At 37.6% G+C, this 22,316-nt stretch carries 24 protein-coding genes; 2 read left to right on the top strand and 22 right to left on the bottom strand.

Translation table 11 applies throughout. From position 1 onward, the window contains the following. Nucleotide 1 precedes the first annotated feature (1 nt). Genes GJS40_RS10140 through GJS40_RS10165 form a run of 6 tightly spaced genes read right to left on the bottom strand, consistent with a single transcriptional unit; the run spans nucleotide 2 to nucleotide 5,338 of the window. A complete protein-coding gene (locus GJS40_RS10140; protein ID WP_061114369.1) occupies nucleotides 2-310 on the bottom strand; it encodes a head-tail connector protein in 309 nt (102 codons plus the stop codon). A gap of 14 nt (nucleotides 311-324) precedes the next feature. Continuing rightward, nucleotides 325-552: a Head fiber protein gene (locus GJS40_RS10145; protein WP_270897763.1), complete on the bottom strand. Its 228-nt coding sequence runs from the start codon at nucleotides 550-552 to the stop codon at nucleotides 325-327. Nucleotides 553-570: 18 nt separating this feature from the next. Next, nucleotides 571-1,767 carry a phage major capsid protein gene (locus GJS40_RS10150; RefSeq protein WP_186088517.1) on the bottom strand — a complete coding sequence of 399 codons (1,197 nt, stop codon included), beginning with the start codon at nucleotides 1,765-1,767 and terminating at the stop codon, nucleotides 571-573. 12 nt (nucleotides 1,768-1,779) lie between these two features. Then, a complete protein-coding gene (locus GJS40_RS10155) occupies nucleotides 1,780-2,466 on the bottom strand; it encodes a head maturation protease, ClpP-related (protein ID WP_211651034.1) in 687 nt (228 codons plus the stop codon). Beyond that, entirely contained in the window at nucleotides 2,435-3,718 is a 1,284-nt protein-coding gene (locus GJS40_RS10160) for a phage portal protein (protein ID WP_270897764.1), read from the bottom strand. Before GJS40_RS10160 ends, GJS40_RS10155 begins: the two co-directional genes overlap by 32 nt. A 21-nt stretch (nucleotides 3,719-3,739) precedes the next feature. Further along, nucleotides 3,740-5,338: a terminase large subunit gene (locus tag GJS40_RS10165; RefSeq protein WP_205178098.1), complete on the bottom strand. Its 1,599-nt coding sequence runs from the start codon at nucleotides 5,336-5,338 to the stop codon at nucleotides 3,740-3,742. A gap of 281 nt (nucleotides 5,339-5,619) precedes the next feature. On the opposite strand from GJS40_RS10165, the gene ermCL reads away from it, so the two are divergent. Both ermCL and erm read left to right on the top strand, forming a co-directional pair. Further along, nucleotides 5,620-5,679, top strand: a complete 60-nt coding sequence (gene ermCL / locus GJS40_RS10170) for a 23S rRNA methylase leader peptide ErmCL (RefSeq protein WP_123317386.1) — start codon at nucleotides 5,620-5,622, stop codon at nucleotides 5,677-5,679. A 94-nt stretch (nucleotides 5,680-5,773) separates the two neighbouring features. After that, the gene (erm, locus tag GJS40_RS10175) at nucleotides 5,774-6,508 is read left to right on the top strand and encodes a 23S ribosomal RNA methyltransferase Erm (RefSeq protein WP_070458552.1); all 735 of its coding nucleotides are present in this window, start codon (nucleotides 5,774-5,776) and stop codon (nucleotides 6,506-6,508) included. A gap of 115 nt (nucleotides 6,509-6,623) precedes the next feature. Here the strand turns inward: erm and GJS40_RS10180 are convergent, their stop codons facing one another. From GJS40_RS10180 to GJS40_RS10255, 16 genes are all read right to left on the bottom strand, one after another. Then, complete coding sequence (locus GJS40_RS10180) at nucleotides 6,624-7,106, bottom strand: gamma-glutamylcyclotransferase family protein (protein ID WP_234982939.1); 483 nt, start codon at nucleotides 7,104-7,106, stop codon at nucleotides 6,624-6,626. A 45-nt stretch (nucleotides 7,107-7,151) separates the two neighbouring features. Beyond that, nucleotides 7,152-8,051, bottom strand: a complete 900-nt coding sequence (locus GJS40_RS10185) for an amidoligase family protein (RefSeq protein ID WP_205178025.1) — start codon at nucleotides 8,049-8,051, stop codon at nucleotides 7,152-7,154. Between the two features lie 103 nt (nucleotides 8,052-8,154). Further along, the gene (locus GJS40_RS10190) at nucleotides 8,155-8,382 is read right to left on the bottom strand and encodes a DUF4314 domain-containing protein (RefSeq protein ID WP_078756217.1); all 228 of its coding nucleotides are present in this window, start codon (nucleotides 8,380-8,382) and stop codon (nucleotides 8,155-8,157) included. Beyond that, nucleotides 8,379-9,029 carry a virulence protein gene (locus tag GJS40_RS10195; RefSeq protein ID WP_205178027.1) on the bottom strand — a complete coding sequence of 217 codons (651 nt, stop codon included), beginning with the start codon at nucleotides 9,027-9,029 and terminating at the stop codon, nucleotides 8,379-8,381. Before GJS40_RS10195 ends, GJS40_RS10190 begins: the two co-directional genes overlap by 4 nt. Before the next feature lie 90 nt (nucleotides 9,030-9,119). Beyond that, on the bottom strand, nucleotides 9,120-10,619 hold the full coding sequence (locus tag GJS40_RS10200) for a DNA cytosine methyltransferase (protein ID WP_205178029.1): 1,500 nt from the start codon (nucleotides 10,617-10,619) through the stop codon (nucleotides 9,120-9,122). Then, entirely contained in the window at nucleotides 10,612-11,850 is a 1,239-nt protein-coding gene (locus tag GJS40_RS10205) for a site-specific DNA-methyltransferase (protein ID WP_270897765.1), read from the bottom strand. The genes GJS40_RS10200 and GJS40_RS10205 overlap by 8 nt, the downstream gene beginning before the upstream one ends. Beyond that, nucleotides 11,831-13,006: a methionine adenosyltransferase gene (gene metK, locus GJS40_RS10210; protein WP_270897766.1), complete on the bottom strand. Its 1,176-nt coding sequence runs from the start codon at nucleotides 13,004-13,006 to the stop codon at nucleotides 11,831-11,833. The genes GJS40_RS10205 and metK overlap by 20 nt, the downstream gene beginning before the upstream one ends. A gap of 18 nt (nucleotides 13,007-13,024) precedes the next feature. Further along, nucleotides 13,025-13,576 carry a P27 family phage terminase small subunit gene (locus tag GJS40_RS10215; protein WP_061114380.1) on the bottom strand — a complete coding sequence of 184 codons (552 nt, stop codon included), beginning with the start codon at nucleotides 13,574-13,576 and terminating at the stop codon, nucleotides 13,025-13,027. A 105-nt stretch (nucleotides 13,577-13,681) separates the two neighbouring features. Next, nucleotides 13,682-14,047 (bottom strand): HNH endonuclease, encoded by a 366-nt coding sequence (locus GJS40_RS10220; protein ID WP_270897767.1) that lies wholly within the window; start codon nucleotides 14,045-14,047, stop codon nucleotides 13,682-13,684. Between the two features lie 213 nt (nucleotides 14,048-14,260). Next, a complete protein-coding gene (locus GJS40_RS10225) occupies nucleotides 14,261-14,719 on the bottom strand; it encodes a hypothetical protein (protein ID WP_270897768.1) in 459 nt (152 codons plus the stop codon). Beyond that, nucleotides 14,716-16,074 (bottom strand): DEAD/DEAH box helicase, encoded by a 1,359-nt coding sequence (locus GJS40_RS10230; RefSeq protein WP_270897769.1) that lies wholly within the window; start codon nucleotides 16,072-16,074, stop codon nucleotides 14,716-14,718. Before GJS40_RS10230 ends, GJS40_RS10225 begins: the two co-directional genes overlap by 4 nt. Further along, nucleotides 16,055-16,336, bottom strand: coding sequence for a VRR-NUC domain-containing protein (locus GJS40_RS10235; RefSeq protein WP_270897770.1), 282 nt, complete (start codon nucleotides 16,334-16,336; stop codon nucleotides 16,055-16,057). Before GJS40_RS10235 ends, GJS40_RS10230 begins: the two co-directional genes overlap by 20 nt. A gap of 259 nt (nucleotides 16,337-16,595) precedes the next feature. Then, a complete protein-coding gene (locus GJS40_RS10240; RefSeq protein WP_270897771.1) occupies nucleotides 16,596-18,941 on the bottom strand; it encodes a virulence-associated E family protein in 2,346 nt (781 codons plus the stop codon). An 18-nt stretch (nucleotides 18,942-18,959) separates the two neighbouring features. Further along, complete coding sequence (locus GJS40_RS10245) at nucleotides 18,960-19,736, bottom strand: phage antirepressor (protein WP_270897772.1); 777 nt, start codon at nucleotides 19,734-19,736, stop codon at nucleotides 18,960-18,962. A 92-nt stretch (nucleotides 19,737-19,828) separates the two neighbouring features. Beyond that, complete coding sequence (locus GJS40_RS10250) at nucleotides 19,829-21,763, bottom strand: DNA polymerase (protein WP_270897773.1); 1,935 nt, start codon at nucleotides 21,761-21,763, stop codon at nucleotides 19,829-19,831. Further along, a complete protein-coding gene (locus GJS40_RS10255; protein WP_008357767.1) occupies nucleotides 21,760-22,314 on the bottom strand; it encodes a DUF2815 family protein in 555 nt (184 codons plus the stop codon). Before GJS40_RS10255 ends, GJS40_RS10250 begins: the two co-directional genes overlap by 4 nt. Nucleotides 22,315-22,316: the final 2 nt, after the last annotated feature.

Here is a 22,316-nt window from a genome sequence, read left to right on the forward strand (position 1 = left end):
ACTACACCTTCCAATCTCTATCTAGCCTTAATAAAAGGTTGACTGTTTTCCAAACTTGCTCTCCAGCAAGTGCGCTATCTGCGAAAAATCCACCTGTACTGCCATCTCGACTTTCGTAAAAGTGTGATGCCAACATGATAACCGCTTGTTCCGTTGTCGCGGGCATATTCTCATCTAAATATGTGCCTTCTTTAATATGTTGATAACTCTCTGCATAAGAAATGGCGGCAGTGATGTACATTTCTATTAAAGCGTCATCTTTATCATGTTGGAGTATTAAATTAGCCTTTACTTTTTCTAGTAATGTCATCACTTTCGCCACCTTTATTCTTCTGACATATAACCAGAGGCTTTTAATTTCGATAGTAATGCATTAAAATCCGCAACTAAGTCTTCTATTGTTTCTGCTGTACTATCAGATTGATTTGCCATTTTTTCATTTGAAGAAGAAGGAAGGCCAGTGACCTTCGCCCCTTCTTCAATAACAAGTTCCCCGCCAATAACCGTTTTTTCTCCGCCTTGTTCCGTATAATTCTTAGCATTATACCCCATCACATTCTACTCCTTTATTTATTTTTGTTGTAAGACTTTAATTGCTTCTGGCAAGATCAACTTTCCATCGACACGTTGACTTGCTAGGAAACCAACTTGCCCTGTTGTTGCAAAAAGTTCGTTTAAACGCTTGAATGAACGACCTTGTCTATCTGCAATCCAATAATATCCGAAATCACCAAAGGCGATAGACTTTGCTTTCGTTTCAATAGTCGGTGCATAAGCTGAAGTGAATACTGGACGATTCAATAACGTATCTGGTGTACCGGCAGTTAGTGATGGTTGCCATAAGTACTGACCTTGACCATCTTTTAATTTTCGAATTGCTTTTATTGTTGCATCATTCATAATGAATACAGCATTTTTACGATATGGTGCTTTTAAAGAGTAAACTAAGTCAATAATTTCATCTGCAGTAATAGCTGTTGCTGATGTGGCAGTAACTCCTAATTCTGCACCACCAGTATCATGAAACACTCCAGTCGGCTTTCCTGCTCCATCACCGACAAGAAACGCTTCTTCTTCTTTTGCTCCAATTCTTCGAGCAAATTCAGTTGAAATGTAATTCTCTAAATTAAATACACTATCGTTCAATAATTCATCCGAAACTTTAATCATTGTACCTAACTTATAAGCACTGATTGAAGTCTGTCCAAACACTGAATCGCTTTCTTCAAATTCTTCTCCTTCATCCAACCATGCCGCTGAACCTTTAGTAGTGACAACTGGAATTTTACGATCGCCACTGGACGTTTTTACAATCTTAGCAAGTTTTCGGAATACGTTCTCTTCTTCTAATGACTGTACAAGTGTACGCTCGAATTCATCGGGAACTAAAAATCCTCCTTCTGAATCTGTTCCCACTGATAGTGAGTTCATAATTTCTTGTGTTGGATTTTTACTTCTCATCGCATTCCAGAATGCCTTTGTATAACCTTCAGAAGCTCGTCCACTCTTTGTTTCCATTCCTGGAACAGATGGATTTCCAATGATAGGTGTATTTATTGGACGATTTAATTCTGCATCTAAAGCCTCTTGCCGTTCTAATCGTTGAATTTCTTTGCCTAAATTCATAATATCCTCTTCCATACGATCATACATCTGTGCATCTTCAGCCGATACCAAACCATCACTTCCACGTTTAGTATCTAAAAAAGTTTTAGCAGCCTCCCATGCTTTTGCTCTTTTCTCACGTAATTCTAAAATTTTATTCATATTGGTTTCCTCCTAATATTTCAATAAATTAAGCCGCTCATAAAGCGGATCAACCGATTGACCTTTTTGTGGTTTTTGTATCTTGTTTATTAATGAATTTGTTACTGCTCGTCTACTAAAAACAAAGCTGTTCTCAGGTTGGTTTTCATCTTTACCATTTGCGAACATAATGGCATCCGCAAATCCGAGTTCAATTGCTTTATGTGCATTAAGCCACGTTTCAGCATCCATTAATTCGGATAGTTTATTTCTTGATAAACTTGTTTTAATTTCATATGCGTTAATAATGCTTTCTTTTACTTCGTCAAGCATATGCACCGTCTTTTTCATTTCTTCACTATCACCAATTGCGACAGTAAATGGATTATGAATCATCATTAGGGACGTTGGTGACATTTGAATTTCAGTGCCTGCCATCGCAATCACAGATGCTGCCGATGCGGCAATCCCATCAATTTTGACAGTGACATCACCTGGATATTCCATCAACATGTTGTAAATTTGCGCAGCTGCAATACAATCGCCCCCTGGCGAATTAATCCAAACTTCAATATCGCCTTTGCCTTGCACGAGTTCTTCCCTAAAGGCAGATGGTGTGACTTCATCATCAAACCAACTCTCTTCTGCTATTGCCCCATATAAATGAAGGGTTCGTTTATCAGTTTCATTATTCTTTGTCCAGTTCCAAAACTTCTTCATATTCGGTTTCCTCCTTTTCATATTTCTTTGCAAACACACCTGCGTCTTGGAGTTTCGTCATATTCCCATTGATTAAATATAAATCTCCCCCAAGTTCATCCGGTATCCGGTCTAAATTCTCAAGTTCACGAATGTCATTAGCACTCATCCAGCCATTTTGCCTTGCTGTTGCATAGCCACTCATTCGTGAAGCATAATCACCTCTAAGCAATCCATCCACATTAAATTTCACAAAGTACGCTTTCTTTTCACTTTTAGTAAATAGTGAACGACTAATTGCTTGTTCCCACCGAATAACCCATGGATCAAGTGTGTATTTAACGAATTCTAACGATTGTTGCTCTATATTAGAAAAACTCGACTTTTCCAAGTCACCTACCATGTGAGGTGGCACTCGGAAAATTCGAGCAATCTCGTTAATCTGAAATTTTCTTGTTTCAAGAAATTGTGCTTGATCGGGTGCAATTGCGATTTGTTGATACTTCATCCCTTCTTCTAATACAGCAACTCGATGGGCATTACTTGAACCTTGATAAGCTTTATTCCAACTATCCTTTACTCTTTGGGGGTCCTTGATAGTTCCCGGATGTTCTAAGACACCACCTGGTGCCGCTCCATTAGCAAAAAACTTTGCACCATATTCCTCAGTTGCCATTGCTAGACCCACTGCATTTTTAGCCATCGCAATTGGTGAATATCCAACTAAACCATCAAAACCAAGTCCGGGTATATGAAGTACATCTTCAGCTTTTAATGCAATAGTTGTCTTCTCTGACCCATTCATTTCCTCAAATGTTTTTGTGTATAAATAATACAGATTACCTCTCGCATCTCTTTCGACTGACATTTTATTTGGCATAAGTGGGTAAAGTGCAATAACCTCCCCTTTTCCATTGCGAATGATCTGAGCATACGCATTTCCCCATAATAAAAGATGAGTCATTAATGTTTCTCTAAACACAAATGAACTCATCTCAGGATTTGGTTCGTCATGAAGTAAAAAATATAAGGTATGGGATATTGCTTTTTCCTTCCCACCTGTATCTGTGTACTTATATAAGTGCAGTGGTAAACCAGCTACCGCTTCAGCTAATATGCGTACACACGAATATACTGCAGTCATTTGCATTGCTGTAAATTCATTAACGGATTTTCCACTACTAGAATTTCCAAAGATGAAACTATAATTGCTCCCAAATGAATAGTTTTGTGGTTTATCTCTTGCTTTAAATAAATTTGTAAACCACTGCATATGAACATCATCTCCTTAACTTTAGAACACAATCAATCCTCTATCATCATAGACGGAATCACTTGTTCCGCTTCTTCTAATTGCTCGGTCAAGTGCCATAATTGTTGCCACCGCACCATCAATCTTTTCCGTTGATTTTTCCTTGTCAGGTTTAATGTTTCCAGCTGGATCCGTTCGAACATGAATGTTATCCATCATCCAACGTAAAACTGGATGTCCGCCGTGAGCAAGTTTTTCTTCTAATGTTAATTTCATCAACTCTTTTGATGATGGGCTCATATCTTTAAAACCTTGTCCAAAAGGAACTACAGTAAAGCCTAATCCTTCGAGGTTTTGCGTCATCTGAACAGCTCCCCAACGGTCAAAGGCAATTTCCTTTATATTGTATTTCTTTCCTAATTCTTCGATGAACTTTTCAATATAAGCATAGTGAACAACGTTTCCTTCTGTTGTTTGCATGTGACCTTGTTGCTCCCACACATCGTAAGGTACTCTGTCCCTATCCACACGCTGTCTAATGTTTTCTTCAGGTATCCAAAAGTAAGGCAAAACAACATATTTATCATCTTCATATTCTGGTGGAAAGATTAAAACAAATGCTGTGATATCTGTTGTCGATGATAAGTCTAAACCCGCATAGCACTCTCTACCAATTAACCTTTTAGGGTCAACTGGCAAACCACATCTGTCCCACTTTTCCATTGGCATCCATCTGACAGATTGTTTTACCCATTGGTTCAATCGTAACTGCCTAAATAAGTTCTCCTCAGCAGGATTCTGTTTCGCACTTTCACATGCTTGTTCGACTTTCTCTATATCTACTGTAATTCCTAGTGATGGATTTGCCTTCTTCCAAACTTCAGGGTCTGTCCAATCATCATCTTCCTCTGCACCATAGATAACAGGATAAAAAGTAGGATCTATTTTTCTTCCCTCAAGTACATCTTTTGCTTTCTGATGTACTTCGTAACATATTGAATGCTGGTCATTTCCTGCAGTTGTGATTAAGAAATACAATGGTTGTTTCCTTGCGTCCCCTGAACCATGAGTCATAACATCGTATAGCCTTCGGTTCGGTTGTGCATGTAACTCATCAAAAACTACCCCATGGACGTTCAATCCATGTTTTGTATAAGCTTCCGCAGATAACACTTGATAGAAACTACCCAATGGTTTATAAATCAATCGTTTTTGTGAAAGGACGGGTTTAAATCGTGCCTTAAGTGCGGGTGATTGTTCCACCATATCAACTGCAACGTCAAATACAATCGATGCTTGTTGCCTATCCGCAGCACATCCATATACTTCTCCACCATGTTCAAAGTCACCACATGTTAAAAGTAAGGCAACCGCAGCGGCAAGTTCTGACTTTCCTTGTTTCTTAGCTATCTCAATATAGGCAGTATTAAACTGTCGATAGCCATTAGGCTTCATCGTCCCAAATACATCTCGAATAATCTGCTCCTGCCAATCTATCAAGTCAAAGTTTTTTCCAAACCATTCACCTTTTGTATGTTTTAAATAACTTATAAAGTTTACTGCCATATCAGCAGCATCCTTATCGTAGTAAGATTGTTCAGCTTTAAAGATTGTTGGTTTATAAATTTCTAGCTTTCTAATTATAACCACCCCCTTAGCAAATAAAAAAACTAAATGAATTTATAAAGTTTTGCACGACAAAAAAGCCCAGATTGCTATCTGAGCTTAAGACATCTATTTAATTGTTCCACAATCTGTACCCTTTTGCAGAACAATATTCACTGTTTAATTCACAATTTATGTGTTAAAATAACTTTAGGTTTAACAAGGAGGAATTTAAATGGGTAATTGTTCATTATTTGTAATTGACTTCTCCATTTTCGTCTAAGTTTTAACACTTAAAACGGAAGGAGAATTAGCACTTGGGTATTTTTAGCATTTTTGTAATAAATACAGTTCATTATCAACCAAATGAAAAATAATTGGTTATAATGAATTGTTAATATAGAAAAATAATTGGTTATAATGAATTGTTAATATAGAAAATTCATTATAACCACATTGGAGTGGGTTATAATGAACAAAAAAGAGATAAAATTTAGTCAAAACTTTATTACCTCGAAACGACATATAAATAAAATTATGAGTAATTTAGAATTAAATAGCGATGATAATGTTTTTGAAATTGGTTCAGGAAAAGGCCATTTCACACTAGAACTGGTTCAAAAATGTAATTATGTAACAGCTATCGAGATAGATTCAAATTTATGTATTCAAACACAAAATAAAGTTACAAATTACGATAATTTTCGAATTATAAATAAGGATATATTACAGTTCAAGTTCCCAAACAACAGAACATATAAAATCTATGGTAATATACCTTATTATATAAGTACGGATATAGTACGAAAAATTGTCTTTGAAAGTAATGCAACAGTTAGTTACTTAATAGTCGAGGAAGGATTTGCTAAAAGGCTACTCAATACAAATCGTTCTCTAGCGTTACTTTTAATGACTGAAGTAGATATATCCATATTAAGTAAAATCCCTAAAGAATACTTTCATCCAAAACCTAAAATTAATAGTTCTTTAATTATGTTAAAAAGACACCCATCAAAAATATCACACAAAGATAAAAAAATATATAATAATTTTGTTATGAAATGGGTTAACCAAGAATACAGAGAACTATTTACTAAAAACCAGTTTAATAAAGCCTTAAGTTATGCAAAAATAAAGGATTTAAGGAACATTAACTTCGAACAATTTTTATCAGTATTTAATAGCTATAAATTGTTTAATAACTAAGTGACAAATTCCTTAGCATTTAATAAAAAGGATTGCCATCTAGGCAGTCCTTTTTTGGTATTTTCCATTCACCTAGTGTGTTCAACTTTGCTTATATATTATCATATTATTCGGACTACACTAATTTCCCTCCATTAGATTCGTTTTCTAAAGTAACACCGTCTTTTTTATATGAATTCTCAACTGCTCTACGTAAATATTCGACATCAAATCCTGCGCTTTGATAACCTTCTAAAATGGTTGAGTAATAGTAACAACTCGGCTGCTCAAGTGGTCTGCCTTCATTCATAATATAGACCATCGCATTTACTGTCTTTTTATCTACTTTAACTTTCATCATTTCTTTTCTATACAGATGTGGCCATCCTTCATAACGATCAAGTGCCTTTTCGTCACTAGAGGTAATCTGCCACACAAGGACCGGAACGCTTTCTCCCTTGCATGGTTCAACCGTTGCAACTGCATGCGCGTGTGGCCCCCTAAAAACGAGTTTGTGCCCCTTTATTTCACTTGGTCCTACTACTTTTGCAGTCGGACATCTATTTGCCATTTGTTCTAGATTTAAATTTGATCCGTAAGCAATATATAATTTACCCATCATGTCAATCCTTTCACAATTTATTTTTGAATGATTCCGGGTAGCTTATCCAACCCGGAACCTCCACGCTGCTGAGCCTGACAAAGGCTTGGTTAAGTGTGCCCTACAGTTTGCGAACTCTTCTCCAATCAATCCGATTCGATTGAGGTATGTTCGCATGGCAAATTTTTCATTTTCAACTTGCGGTTTTTTCGATGAAGCGCTTTTCTGTGTTAATGCTTGATTGTTGATTGCTAGGGATAAAACTATGAAGCTTCTTATTTTCCCTGCGTGAAGGACACTGTTAAAGCCTCGTAACTCAACCGTTCGGTTTCTTCTAAAAAAGCTATGTAGATTTAAGAAATGGTATCGGCTATTATGATAGTGTCTACTTCTGCTTTCGCTGTATCCTTCATACCAAATGTCTTCAATTTCCCGCATTGTCTTTGGCTTTTTCCGATTCATCTTTTCTACTAAAATGTCATCCATCCGTTTGCAATAACGCATTCTCTCATTCTTGATTTCTAGTGCCTTGTAAAACAAATCGTTCCTACTTGCGATGATGTTTACAAAGTTTCGTATGCTCCTTGGTGTATGTGGGCTCCCATCTAAGTGAATGTGAATTCCACAAGATGAATTGGTAAAGGCTCCCGCTTTCCGTATCCTTCGAACAAGCTCCTGTAAAGTGTCAATGTCTTTTCGGTAGGTTAGAATTGGGCTTACAATCTCAACGCTATAATCTCTGTTTGCATTAACCCTTCTACCGTTTCGACTAACTTGCGTCCGAATACTTCCATCATAAACAAATTCCCATATCCGTCCGTCTGGAACTTTCACTTTCTTTACATCGTAGTATGTTCCACCTTCGATGTATTTCCCCTCAAGAAACTTTGCTGCTACCTTCGCTGCTTTTTCTCTTGTGATTCCTGTGAATTCAATTTCAATTCCAAACTTTGCGTTTAACATTTCATCATCCCCTTTTAGAGTGTATGTGTGTTTTTGTTACATACATATATCACTCTAAAAGCCTTATATATCAAGTGTTATCTACAGTTATTTGAATGTATTTTTATTGTTCGATGATTAGACACTTATCAACTCCAAATACAATTCCGAGTGAACTTCCTTTATCCCATTTTATGTGTATTGTTCCTATATCATCGACATAAGAAACAGTTCCTTCATCACCTGGGATAAGATTTGAATATGGATCATCCATTTCAATCAAACGTACTCTTGTTCCAGGCTGATATTGTTTTTTTAACTTGGTCAGCGATTCTTTCGTTATATTGTTCATGAAGCTTCCACCATTTTTTTCGTTCTTTTAAATGAAGAATCACCTGACAGTTTTGACATCAAGAGCTTTCTGTCGGATTTATATTCATCGCCTATAAAATTTAGCTTTAACAGGAAACATCGAAATGCATATTTTTCGTTTTCGACTTGTTTTTCAACTGCCGTCACTCGTTTTTGCTTTAGAGCTGTTTCGCATAATGCGACAATAAACTTTGTGTATGTTTCTAATTCCTCTGGTGTCAATTTTCTTTCAAACCAAGGGAATATGATACGGTCGTCTTCTAGTGCAATTTTAGTTGTTTCAATAGCTAGTGCCAGTTTAATTAATGTGGTTTTACTCTGAATCAGTTTTTCTAAATTCTCTATTGTTTGCTCATCGAAGGGGTCTCGGGGATATTCAATGGAAAGTATGAACGTTTCCTTTGACTCATCCCGATCCGCTCCAAAGTTATATTTACTTTCTAATGTATGGATTAACTCTTCATTAGTCGGGCCTTCCAAAGTTCCAACCCTATCAACTACATACTCTCCAATCTCGTAAGCAAAGCTTGGTGTTCCTTTATACTCAAAAGGAATATTCAAATGTTCGCTGATTGCTTCCACTAACTTTTTCCGTTCTTTTCCCTTCACATTAAATTTTACAATCATTTTTTATTCCACCTTTCAATTTTGGTACATACATATATCACTCTAAAAGGTGTTTATATCAAGTGTTTTGAACAGATTCCATCTGACTTCCTAATCTTTATTTAATTGTATGGCAATTCCAGTTAAAACATATATAACACAAGGAAGTGCGACTCCATTTCCCCACATTTTATATTCAGCAGTATCAGAATGTGGCTGGCTTAACCATTTGACGATTTGCTTTCGAGTTTTAGGTCGCTTATTTTTACTAATCAATTGTCGGTGCGTTTCCCACACTTTCTCCCAAAAGTTAATCTCTTCATCCGATGGGTTGTCTTCACTTAAGTTATCGCACCATCCATCTGGGAAACCTTGCAATCTACCACATTCAGTAGGGGTGAGCCTCCTCACAATTAAATCTTCAACATTTACAAGTGGGGGATCCTTATAATCAGTAGCAACAAGCGTACTAGCGAGTTCTTTTTCGGCACTTGTAAAATGTGAGTTTTTACTAGATGAATAGGTTGATTGTTTTCCTTTTCTTAATTCATCTTTACTACTCACAATTGCAATTCCGCCTTGATTACTGTTTGGTGAGTTACCAGATGTATCTATTGTTCTTGACACATCACTTTCATAAATATTTGCTCGAACGTTAACCGTTCCTTCAGATGTCAAACGAATATCAAAGGTTCTCGGTTTCTCTAAAACAAATGGCTGATTGTTTCCACCAGTTCCATATAAAGACACAACGGTCTGGGCAACATCAACCGGTCCTTTAATTCTTGCATCCCTTCCATGGTTATCGAATACAAGTGGAGGATGATTTGATTTTGCTCGTAAAGTTGCTGTTACCCCTTTGGTTACATCCATTCGGCTACCACCTTGGTCATTTAAGCAGATATTGCTTGTTTCTTTAGCACTTTTTGAAGTATCTCCGGTAGTTCCTTGCTCCGCTGTTTTGCTCTGCGTAAAATACCCTCGCAAGCTCTCTGACTCAAATAATATTTTGGATGCACTTCTTCCATTAAAATCTGCGACAAGAAAGATTCGTTTTCTTCGCTGGGGTACTCCCCAATATTGCGCATCAAGGACTCGCCAGGCAATTGAGTAGTTATCTCCCAACACTTCTCCTGCATTTTCCCATTTATCTGGTTTAGGGATATCAACTTTCTCGGCCTTGACCTTACAGAATTTCTCGATGACACTTTTGAAGTCTTCTCCTTTATTTGAGGAGAAGGCTCCACAGACATTTTCCCACACTGCATATCTTGGATATTCACCATTTGTTTTACACCTCATTTCCTTTATAATTCGCATCGCTTCATAAAATAAAGAGGACTGACTTCCGTCTAGTCCTGCACGTTTTCCTGCAATTGATAGATCAGTACATGGTGAACCAAAAGTGATAATATTAACTGGTTCAACCTCTGCACCGTTGATTGAACTAATGTCCCCTAAATGTTTCATTTGAGGAATTCGTTTTGATGTAACACGAATTGGAAATGGTTCAACTTCAGATGCCCACTTTGGTTCAATTCCGCAAATGATACCTGCAAGTGGAAATCCTCCAGAACCATCAAAAAGCGAACCTAAAGTAAGTTTACGCACTTTCACTCACCTCAAGTTCGCTATAAGCAATCTTTTTATTATTTCGAATAACATACACACCTTCATCTGTTCCAACTTGTTCAATGTATCTTTTCGCAATCACATCACAAAACTTTTCATCTAATTCAATCATATAACATATTCGGTCGGTTTGTTCCGATGCAATTAAAGTCGAACCAGAACCACCAAATGGATCGAGTACAATACTGTTTGTTAAACTTGAATTCATAATTGGATAGGCAATTAAGGCAATTGGTTTCATCGTTGGATGGTCGGCATTTCGTTTAGGTTTATCAAACTCCCAAATAGTCGATTGCTTTCTATCTGAATACCAGCGGTGTCTACCATTCTTTTTCCAGCCAAATAATATCGGTTCGTGTTTCCACTGATAAGGTGAACGGCCAAGTACAAGTGATTGTTTCTTCCATATACAAGTTCCAGATAAATAAAAACCAGCTTCTTCAAATGCTCTGCGGAAATTAAGACCTTCTGTATCCGCATGAAACACATAAATGCTGCCATCTTTCGCAAGCGCATCTTCTGTGTTCTTAAAAGCATCCAATAAAAACTGGTAAAATGTATCATTATTCATATTGTCGTTTTTAATTTTCCCCGCACTGCCTTCATAATCAACATTATAAGGTGGATCAGTGACAACCAAGTTTGCTTTTTTATCCTCCATTAACTTTTCAAAAGTTTCTTTTTTCGTACTGTCCCCGCATACGAGTCGATGTCTACCTAAAAGCCACACATCACCTTGCATCGTTATTGGTGGATTTTGAAGTTCTTCTTCGACATCAAAGTCATCATCTTCTACTCGATCTCGAAGTGTATCTTTAAACAAATCATCAATTTCAGCAGCGTCAAAACCTGTGAGTGAAACATCAAAGTCTGCTGCATCTAAATCTGTCATAAGTACAGCTAATTTTTCTTTATCCCAATCACCGCTAATTTTATTTAAAGCAACGTTTAATGCTTTCTCTTTTTCTTCATTTAATTCAACCACGACACACTCGACTTCAGTTCTTCCCATACTTGCCAAAACTTTCAACCGTTGATGCCCACCAACTACTCTGCCAGTTGTCTTGTTCCAAATGACTGGATCAACATATCCAAACTCCTCGAGTGAACGTTTTATTTTTTCATATTCGCTATCGCCTGGTTGTAAATCTTTTCTCGGATTATAATCAGCGGGAATAAGCTTTTTAACTTCAATCTTCTCTATTATCATATTTACTCACCGCCTGATTAAATTCTTTATACCTTTTCACGTCTTCCCATGGGAATAACCAACTATCGAAATGGCCATAAACTGCTGTATCGGCATACTGAACATCTCGCAACTGTAAGTATTCAATAATCGCTGCTGGTTTTAAGTTAAATACTGCTAGAGCTGCTTGTTCAAGTATTGAATCAGAAACTTTTCCCGTCCCAAATGTATTTATTGAAAATGCGACAGGATTCGCCTTTCCGATAGCATATGAAATACTTACCTCACATTTCTCTGCGTAATCGCACCACACGATGTGCTTGGCAATATGCCTTGCCATATAAGCACCACTTCTATCAACTTTGGTAGGATCCTTTCCTGAAAATGCCCCGCCACCATGCGCTGTAAAACCTCCGTAAGTGTCAACCATCAGTTTTCTTCCAGTTAATCCTGTATCAGCTGTTGGTCCTCCAACAACAAATCGCCCTGATGGATTGATTAAAATATCTGTATTTTCATCAAACGGGAAGTCTTCAAAAACCTGCCATAAGACATTTTCAATAATATCTCTTTCAATTTCTGTTTGTCTTTTATAAGCAAGATGTTGAACAGATACAACAATTGTTTTAACTCTGATTGGTTGATTATTTCTATATTCAATTGTGACCTGGGCTTTCCCATCTGGAAAATATCCTTTAATAATTTTTCCTTTGCGGACTTCATCTAATCGTTTTACAATTTTATGTGAAAGCACTAATGGTAATGGCAGCATTTCCTTTGTTTCATTTGTCGCATAACCATACATTGTTCCTTGGTCACCTGCGCCAATTGTTCCGTAAGGCTCTTTGATTCTCTGACGAGCTTCAAGTGCTGTATCTACCGCTTGTGCAATATCTGTACTTTGTTTCTGTACATATACAGATATTTTAAAATCTGTAGGTTTGTAACCCACATCAACTAATACACTTTTTACAACATCTTTAAGATTAAGTTTTTCGCTACAGGAGATTTCGCCCGCCACGATGATTCTTCCTTTTGTCGCAAGCACCTCACATGCCATACGTGAAGCTTTGTCTTTTGTTAAACAAGCATCCAAAATACTATCTGATATTAAATCACAAAGTTTATCCGGATGACCCGCACATACACTTTCAGCTGTTAAATATTTAATCGTCATCACATTACCTCGTTTCAGTTATTTGCCTTTACGCATCGTTAATAAACGCTCCATCATATCATCTTGTGGATTCGCACCAATGAATTCTGTTGCACTGTTTTCTCTTATAATTTGATAAATTTCTAACCAGAGTCGATTGGTTTGTGTCATGAAGTTTTGACTCATAGCAACATACGGGCTTTGCATAGCATTTCCCGTTGTTGGATGTTTTGCTAAAAAGCCAAACTCTGTCACAGCTGCCTCGCACTGCATCCATCTTGCTGCACTCATAGCATACCTTTCTAAAAGTTGCGGCATGATTAAATGAGCACAGTCCCTTTCATTTAACCAATTCCACGTTTCTTCATAAATTTCTGCCGCTTCAAGAGTTGAACCGTCCTTTTCAGTGGCAGATAGCATCTCTCTTGGCGGTGGCATTTCTTGTCCTTGAAGGTCAGGTGCATGTGTAAATTCGAGCACTTCTAATTTTCGTCTACCTGGATTTCCATCTTCTAATTTTTCGTATAATGGCTTTCTTTTACGTCCAGAACCAACCCGAGCACCGCCCCTATTTGTTCCATCCTTGGCCATTTCAACACCTCATTTCTGCTCGCCCCCTATATACCCTCTTTGAAATCGCGACTTTTTGCGTGACGTTCCCCGCCCGTTGTCCACATGATAAGCTGTAGAGATTGATTACCCCCTACTCCTTCGCCAACGATCGCCATCTCGTGCGGTAATCGATGAGTGACAGGGTGTGCAAACAGACATCAGATTGCTTTCGTCATGCGTTCCACCACGTGACAGCGGTAGGATGTGATGTACTTCTTGCACTGGAGTTAGCTTCCCGTTTCGCTTACACTCCTCGCAGAGCGGGTTCTTTGCAACATAACGGTCACGTATCCTTTTCCAGGCACGTCCGTATCGCTTTGCGGTGTTTGGATCACGTTGATACCTTTCATATCTTCTTGCCTCAGCCTTCCGGTGTTCATCACAAAAGCGTTCATGCGTTAACTCAGGACATCCTGGCTGTGAACAAGGTCGCTTTGGTTTTCTCGGCATAACTTTCACCTCCAAACAAAAAAGCCCCCGTAGGATTTCTCCCACGAAGGCTTGCGATATTTCGTCTATATTAATACCATAACATGCTCAAAGTCAAAAAGCGTCCGCAATATTACTCACTTGAAAATTCAAAGAGTATTTTGATTCACTTTGATACTTTTTCCATACTACCACTATAACCTGCGTAATATCTAAATGCATCCAAGATTTTACTCACTTGCCATAAAGCAGTAGTGTCAACCTATCCAACGCTCTATTCTTTTTGTTGTAGGCAGATGACCTCTCAATCTTAAAGTAATCACAAATTGTATGCACAGCTTCGGTTCGTCTTTGGTCTTCCACCATATAAAATTCATACAGAACAAACTGTTCATCTTCAGTTAACTCATCCCAAGCAGGCTGGAACCAATTCATATATTCGATGGCCTGTCTTAATCTTTCTTTCAGCACATCAATTTTATCTATGCTAAAGACAATCCGACTTTCATTGGCTTTAGGATTGTGTACGGAAGGCATGCCATCATTCACTGGTGCACTTGGGGACAACATTCCGTCATGAAGGATTGCAATGTCGTCATCGGTATTATCTATAATGTGTTTCATACTATTATAATCTTTTATCACATCAATCGTTGCTGCTCGTTTATCTAGGTAGTGCCATACAATATTCATACAGGAATTCCCCCTTTTAACGTTGCTTTCACCGCATCAATGAGTGCTGACTGAGTATTATTCTTTTTATTTAAAGCATCCATCACACGCTCGTCCATTGTTTCTTTAGCGATTAAATGATGGATAATCACTGTGTCTGTTTGTCCTTGCCTGTACAGCCTTGCATTTGTTTGTTGGTATAACTCCAAGCTCCAAGTTAGTCCAAACCATACGAGTGTTGAACCACCCGCTTGTAAATTTAAACCATGTCCTGCGGATGCGGGATGAATGGCTGCAATTTGAATCTTTCCCTCGTTCCATTTTTTAATGGAATCACTACTTGTTAAAACTTCTACCTTAAATCGGTTTTGTATGCGGAGCAGGTCGTGTTTAAACCAATAAGCAATTAATACAGGTTTACCGTTTGCCGCTTCAATGATATCTTCTAACTTTTCGAGTTTTCGATCATGTATTTGAGTGACAGAACCGTTATCATCGTAAACTGCACCATTTGCCATTTGAAGAAGTTTATTTGATAAAGCCGCTGCATTTGAAGCGGTTATGTCCTCACCTTTTATCGTTGTAATCAAATCACGTTTCATGACATCAAGCGTTTCTTTTTCTTTCTGATTTAACGAAACAGGCATTTCATTCATGACTAAATCGGGTAGTTTTAAATAGTCCGTCCCTTTCATACTGATAGTGATATCGCTTATTTTTTCATATATCGCTTCTTCTGCCCCTGGTTTTGGTTTATATGAGAAAATCATATGTTGATTTCTTTTGTCAGGATCGAAGTATGATTCTCTGAAACGTCCGATGAACTTCCCTAATCTTTCACCCATATCAAGTAATCGGTACTCCGCCCATAAGTCCATTAAGCCATTCGATGAAGGTGTTCCTGTTAAACCAACTATTCTTTTAATGTTAGGTCTCACTTTCATTAAACTTTTAAAGCGTTTTGATTGATGAGATTTAAACGATGATAATTCATCAATAACAACCATATCAAAATTAAAATCGATACCGCTTCTAGCAATCAACCATTCTACATTTTCTCGGTTAATGATATAAATGTGCGCGTCTGAATATAATGCTTCTAAGCGCTCTTTTTCTGTTCCAACAGCAACTGCATAAGTTAATCCTTTCAAGTGACTCCATTTTTCAATTTCTTCTGGCCACGTATTTCTAGCAACCCTGAGTGGTGCGATTACTAAAACCCTATCAACTTCAAATCGTTCTAACATCAATTCATAAATAGCAGTCAGTGTAATCACACTTTTACCGAGACCCATTTCAAGAAATATTGCCGTTATAGGATTTTCTATAATAAAATTTGTTGCAAACTCCTGATATTTATGTGGCTTGAATTTCATCCAACATCCCTCCAATACTTTCAGGATCATCTAGACAAAAGACTATAAAACCTAGTGATTCTAACTGCTGTTTTCTTTTCTGCTGAAGCGGTCTGAGTTTATTTCCTGGGGCTTTCACTTCAATAAAGCCAATTTTCCCGTTTGGTAGTAACACTAACCGATCGGGCAATCCATCAAAACCTGGTGATGTTAGTTTAATAGATAAACCCTTCATATTTTTGACCGCTTCGCTTAATTTTAACTCGATAGATTTTTCTCGCATTCCAAACTCTCCTGTTCCAAACGTTTTTAAACTTTCTTACGCGCGTATATGCGTATTTGCGTGATTTCATCCTATATTCTTATATTTTCCTAATATCATATTTTTCTTGGAACATTGGAACATGTTTTTTACAAACCCTTATACGACATAGGTTGATTGCTGTTCCTAACTATGTGACGAACTTCTTTTATTTTGTTCCAGGAACATAATATTCTGTTCCAATGTGATGTTTTTGTTCCAAACTCGATTTTTTGGAACGTCACTTTTTTAATTCATACACCCACTGCGTTCCGTAAATGGGAAGTCTCTTTTTCTTTGATAAACCTGTCCAGCCACCAATGCTGGCCATAATGGTTGATATTTCGTTACCATCTATCCGTCTTAAATTGGAACGTTCCTTTTGGAAACATTCACACCAAATCTCCATATTAGAAACATGCTCCCGTTTCCAAACACCTTGTTTTGGACTATCACCAAATTCAGTGCCATTGATAAATGCTCTACGTTCAAATAAGTCCATATCGTCCCAATCGTCAGGAAGTAGCGTTTCTAAATATTCACGAACCAACCCTTCTCGCTCGTCCGATTCCATCGCCATTCGCTGTTCTTCTTTTGCTAACTGATCAATATCATGTTCAAGGTACAGCTTTTCACCCTGCTTCACGTATTCGAGTGTTTCTGCCCATATTTGCAGCACTTCTTCTTCAGTTACTTCCCACGATTTCTTTACTCCATCGCCTGGAGTTTTCACAGGCCAAAATCGTCTGTTACCTGTCGTATCCCTTAAATAACCTTTTTCAGCATTAGTTGTTCCAAAGAATACACATTGCCTTAAATGTGGTGTAACTCTTTTTGCAAAACTCGCTCGATAAATGTCGTTTTGTCGTGAAAGGAAACTCCTCAGTGTTTCTACTTCTGCTTTTTTAAGTCCAGCAAGTTCTCCGATTTCAATGATCCAGTAACCTTGTAATTTCTCAGCAGCTGTCTTATCTTTTGTGTCCGATAAACTTAAGCTGTCCGAAAACCATTCACCACCAAGCCTTGCAATAAGCGTACTTTTACCGACTCCTTGCGGACCATTTAAAACGAGCATTGAATCAAATTTAATGCCAGGTGTGAGAACTCTAGATATTGCCGCACATAATGTTTTCCTTGTTACAGCACGAACGTATGGATTATCATCCGCTCCTAAATAATCAATTAATAACGTATCGATTCGTGGCACTTTATCCCACTCAGGCAATTCATCAAGGTAATCTCGAATCGGATGATACGACCTATCATCAGCTACTTTCGCAATTGCAATATCATAATTTCTAGCTGAAAATGTTCCATAGTGCGTATCGATATAACTAACCAACTGAGCATCATCCGCATCCCGCCAATATTTAGATGGATGCGACCAAGGAACAGGACTAACAATCTCCAAGTTGTCTGATAGCTCATTAAAAACAATACCTTGAAGGTTTTCATCATGTTCCAAGATTAAAGTAAGGTTTCTAAGTGTATTTTTTACTGCACCTGTTTTATCAAGTTCAAGTTGTCCTTCCCAGTCATCTTCTGTAAACTCAATTTCCGCTTGTTCTTTACGTTCTTCTGCGAACTGCACTTTCACTAGCTCATCCTTTAAAGCAAGCTCGGTCATAGCCTTAAAGGATGGAAGTTTTGTTATTGTGGTTGAATAAGAAGCTTTATCGTCCAAATCCTGAAACAAATGTAATCGAACTAGGTCAAATGCATTCAATAAGTTTCCTGAAGCAGGATCTGTTGCATGATGGCTATAAGCAAATTTTCCATTATATACAACGACCCCCGCAGACGAATCAGCTGGAATGTAATCAAATCTTCCTTCCATCAAACTTGGTTCATACACATGCGACAAAAAACTATCAATAGCTTCTTCGATAGAATAAGCTCTACAAAAAGCGCCAATAATGCCATCCTTCTCTAATGGATCAGCTTGTTTTTTAATATTTCGTTGTACAACTTCGGATTGTCTTGATGAAACAGGCCATGTTGTCGTATCTCGCCAATCGTCATATTTCGACAAATACAAATCAGGATCTAATAACTCACCATCTTTTTGTTCAAAAAAGAACTCACCGTTTGAAGGTGTCGATGGCCAGTACATTAATCTTGAGGGTTCATATGTTGTATCATCAAAATAATCAATACCGATTTCTTTTGCGACCATTCTTGCGACCGCTGGATATTCATCTTCCGAAACATCACGTTTAAACGGAATAATTAAACGTAGCCTTGGTTTTTCAGGAGTGTGTTTATGTGTTGAATATACGCAGCATTTAAAATCATAAAGAAGTTCAATTTGATCCCAAATACCAGGTACTGCGTAGTCCATATCTAGAGTAAGAAGTGAACGAGACAAAACATGTCCGTTCCTTCTTTTCCCCTGCTTTAAAGCACCACCAACAAAGCCGCCAACATCCTTTGTTGCATCTTGTTTTGCACGATTCATTTTCCTATATTCATCTACCGTTTCAGTTGTACGGATTGTCTGATTTACAAGATTAATAAACTCGTCCCACGTTACATCTTTGTTCTTCCACTTTCTGTCCATTCGACTATTTCCGACAGCTATTTTCATACTGATTACCTCCAATGCTTAACTGTCCATTTCAATTTTAGGTAAGATTCCTTTTGCTTTTAGTAAGTCATAAATAAACAATCGACCTTTTTGCGTCCAGTACGTATGAACTTTTGAACGATCATACCCATTGCTATCTTTATATGTGTGAGTTTTTGTTGTCGTATAACCAAACTCCGCATGATTTTGATATAGCAACCAAATCTTCCCTTGTTTATATTGAACACCTTGTTCGTGTAAATATTTATTTAACCAACGGGCAGACTTTCCATAATCTTTTGCAATCACCGAGATCGCAACTGCATCCTTACAATTTAAAACAACATCGTAATAACTTGCTTTGGGTTTCATCTCAACGATTTGCTGTTCCTGGACTTTCACTGTTTCTGATAATTGATTGTTTTTTAACCTCTCTGCTTTTAATTCTTCTAACGCTTTAATCAAAATATCTGGATTAGCTAATACTTCATCCACTGCGTACAATCCATGTTTTCGAATTGACGGAAGGACGTCATGTGTAACCCATCTTCTGAATTTTTTTGCTTCTGGTTTTCTTGAGAGTAATATAATATTGTATAACCCACTCTCGTTTATAACGGAAACTTCCTGTTGTCCGCCAAGGGTGTCGATAGTATCTACACCCTTTTCATCTGTATCTAATCGAGCGATAACATCACGATTATTTTTAATTCCTAAGACATCGCACACATCTTTTGCAACCCACCAAACGTTACCATCTTTAAAAGATGTTCTTACTTCATTTCCTTCGAAGTTAAAAATTTTAATATTGTTCATTATATAAATGAACCTCCTACAAATAGTTGTAGAGTAAATAAATTTACCCTCACCTATATGCGAAGAAAAAGGGGTATTCGAACCCCTCTAAATTAATCTTTTTTATAGAAGTTTGTATCAAACCCATCCGCACGTAATTCTAGCGTTTCTGCCCAAGGTGGAGATAGACTCATTAAATCACTGATATATTCGACCGTTACATCGTTTGGTGCTTCAATCACTATTTCATCATGCACATGCATGACAATACGAAATCCTTCATTGTGAACACGTTGCAAAGCAAAACATAATAAATCCCTTGATATTGCTTGGACAATATTCTCGACAAACTTCGGACCATAACTAAATATTCGCTCCCATTTCTTTGTTGATCCAATACCTTCATAAGAAACAGATTCATTTCCAAAACTATTTATCCCTATTCTTGGCTTTACATATGAAAGCCATCTACCTGAAGGTAAACCAATCAGCAACATTCCGCTTTGATATTCAAACTTAATTCCATGGGTCATATGTGCTTTTCGTTGTCTCACAGTTTCTTTTGCTGCACGATCAATATCCCACCAAAATTTCACTATTTTTGAATTTGACTGCCGCCACACATCGACAAGTGGTTTTAATTCATGTTCTTCAAGTCCCATACTAAGAGCACCCATTGATTTCAACGCACCAACAGAACCTCCATAACCAAGCGCAAGTTCTGCAATTTTTCCTTTTTGTCTTAATGGACTGTCTTTTGAAATTTCATCCAAGGGAACTTTAAACATCTGCGCAGCCGATGCTTCATAGATTTTCCCGTGTGATGCAAACACTTCATTCCGCCATTTTTCACCTGCAATCCAGGCAATCACACGTGCTTCAATTGCACTAAAGTCAACGATTATGAAGCGATTGTTCTGAATAGGAACAAATGCGGTCCTTATAAGCTGAGAAAGTACACTCGGAACTGAATCATATAAAATTTGCAAGGCTTCAAAGTTCCCTTGTTTCAATAAAGCACGTGCTTCATCTAAATCAGATATATGGTTTTGTGGTAGGTTTTGAACTTGAATTAATCTTCCTGCAAATCTCCCCGTACGATTTGCACCGTAAAACTGAATCAATCCCCTCGCTCGTCCATCACGACAAACGACATTTTCCATGGCTACGTATTTTTTCACGCTTGATTTTGCGAGTTGTTTTCTCAGTTGAAGCACTTCTTTTATTTCACCTTCAGTGGTTTCAATTAGATGCGTTACAGCTGCTTTATTTAAACTATCTGTTTCAACACCTTTTGTTTGTAACCACTCACGCATTTGTTTGACAGAGTTAGGGTTTTCTAGCTTAGTAATTTCCTTCATACGACTGATTAACTCGCTGCGAATTAAGTCATCACACTTAATAGCCTGAGCAACTAACTCCAAATCTAGCTTTATTCCCCTATCATTTATTAACTGATCCAAGAGGTAGTTATCCCACTCTGCTTCGGGCATTGGAAATTTAGATAGTTTATCTTGTATCGCAATTTCTGTTTCTACATCACGTTTGTTATATGCTTTAAAATTGTCCCATCGATTTGGATCATGTTCTTTTAAATTCCTTGTCCGACCATCATTTGTTTTTGTTGGTCTACAAGGAATAGAGAAAAACCGAATTAAATCTTTACCTTCCGACATTTTTTGCTTATCCGCTCCTGTTACCATCGCAGCACCTTCTAAAGAAAGTGGTAAACCTAAATAAGCAGACCACACCATTGTGCAGCGCCAGCCGTCAGGTGAAAGATGTTTATTGAAATGTCTACTTAAACAGATCCGTTCGAACTGAGCATTGAATGCCCATTTTGTAACATCTTCATTAAATATCGCCTGTTCAATTTCAGTTGGAATGGGCTCACCATTTGCCAAATCGATAACATGAACAGGCCCACCGTCCACACTGTAGGCAAATAGCATTACTTCAAAATCATCTGCCTCCACATAGCGATAGACCCCGCTTTTAGCGAGGTCCACACTACTATACGTTTCAATATCAATATTTAATGTTTTCATGATAAGAAGTCATCATCCACATCAGTAGCAAAATCTACCGATGCATCTGTTCGACCACCTAATGGCTCCCCATCACGAATCTTTTGAATGTTACCTAGGCCACAGGCAATCCCTCGGTTACCATTTGAATTAAATGCATAAAAGTTAATACTTACACGAGCATACACTCCTGAATAAACCTCTGAGCGCTCTAAAATTGGATTAATATCAGCATCTACAATCTGTGGTGGTGTAATGCTGTTTGCATTAACAAAGAAACTATCCGCATAAGCTTCATCATCTGAACGGTCAATATCTCCATCACGAAGCGGTAATTTTAACGACTGCTTGTTTGGAATCTTTCCACCAAACTTTCCACGACCTTCTTCAATTGCAGCATCTACTGCATTTTCAATCGCTTCTAATGTTTTTGTATCACTTTTTGGAATAATCACACTCACACTATATTTTTCTTTTCCACCATTGATTGACTTTGGCTCCCACACGTTGGCATAAGATAAACGCACTACCCCTGTAATTACTTTTGTTGGATTTTTTACTGTTTTCGACATAA

This window comes from Aliibacillus thermotolerans (genome assembly GCF_027853235.1).
In the GTDB taxonomy this organism is placed as follows: Bacteria; Bacillota; Bacilli; order Bacillales; family Marinococcaceae; genus Aliibacillus; species Aliibacillus thermotolerans.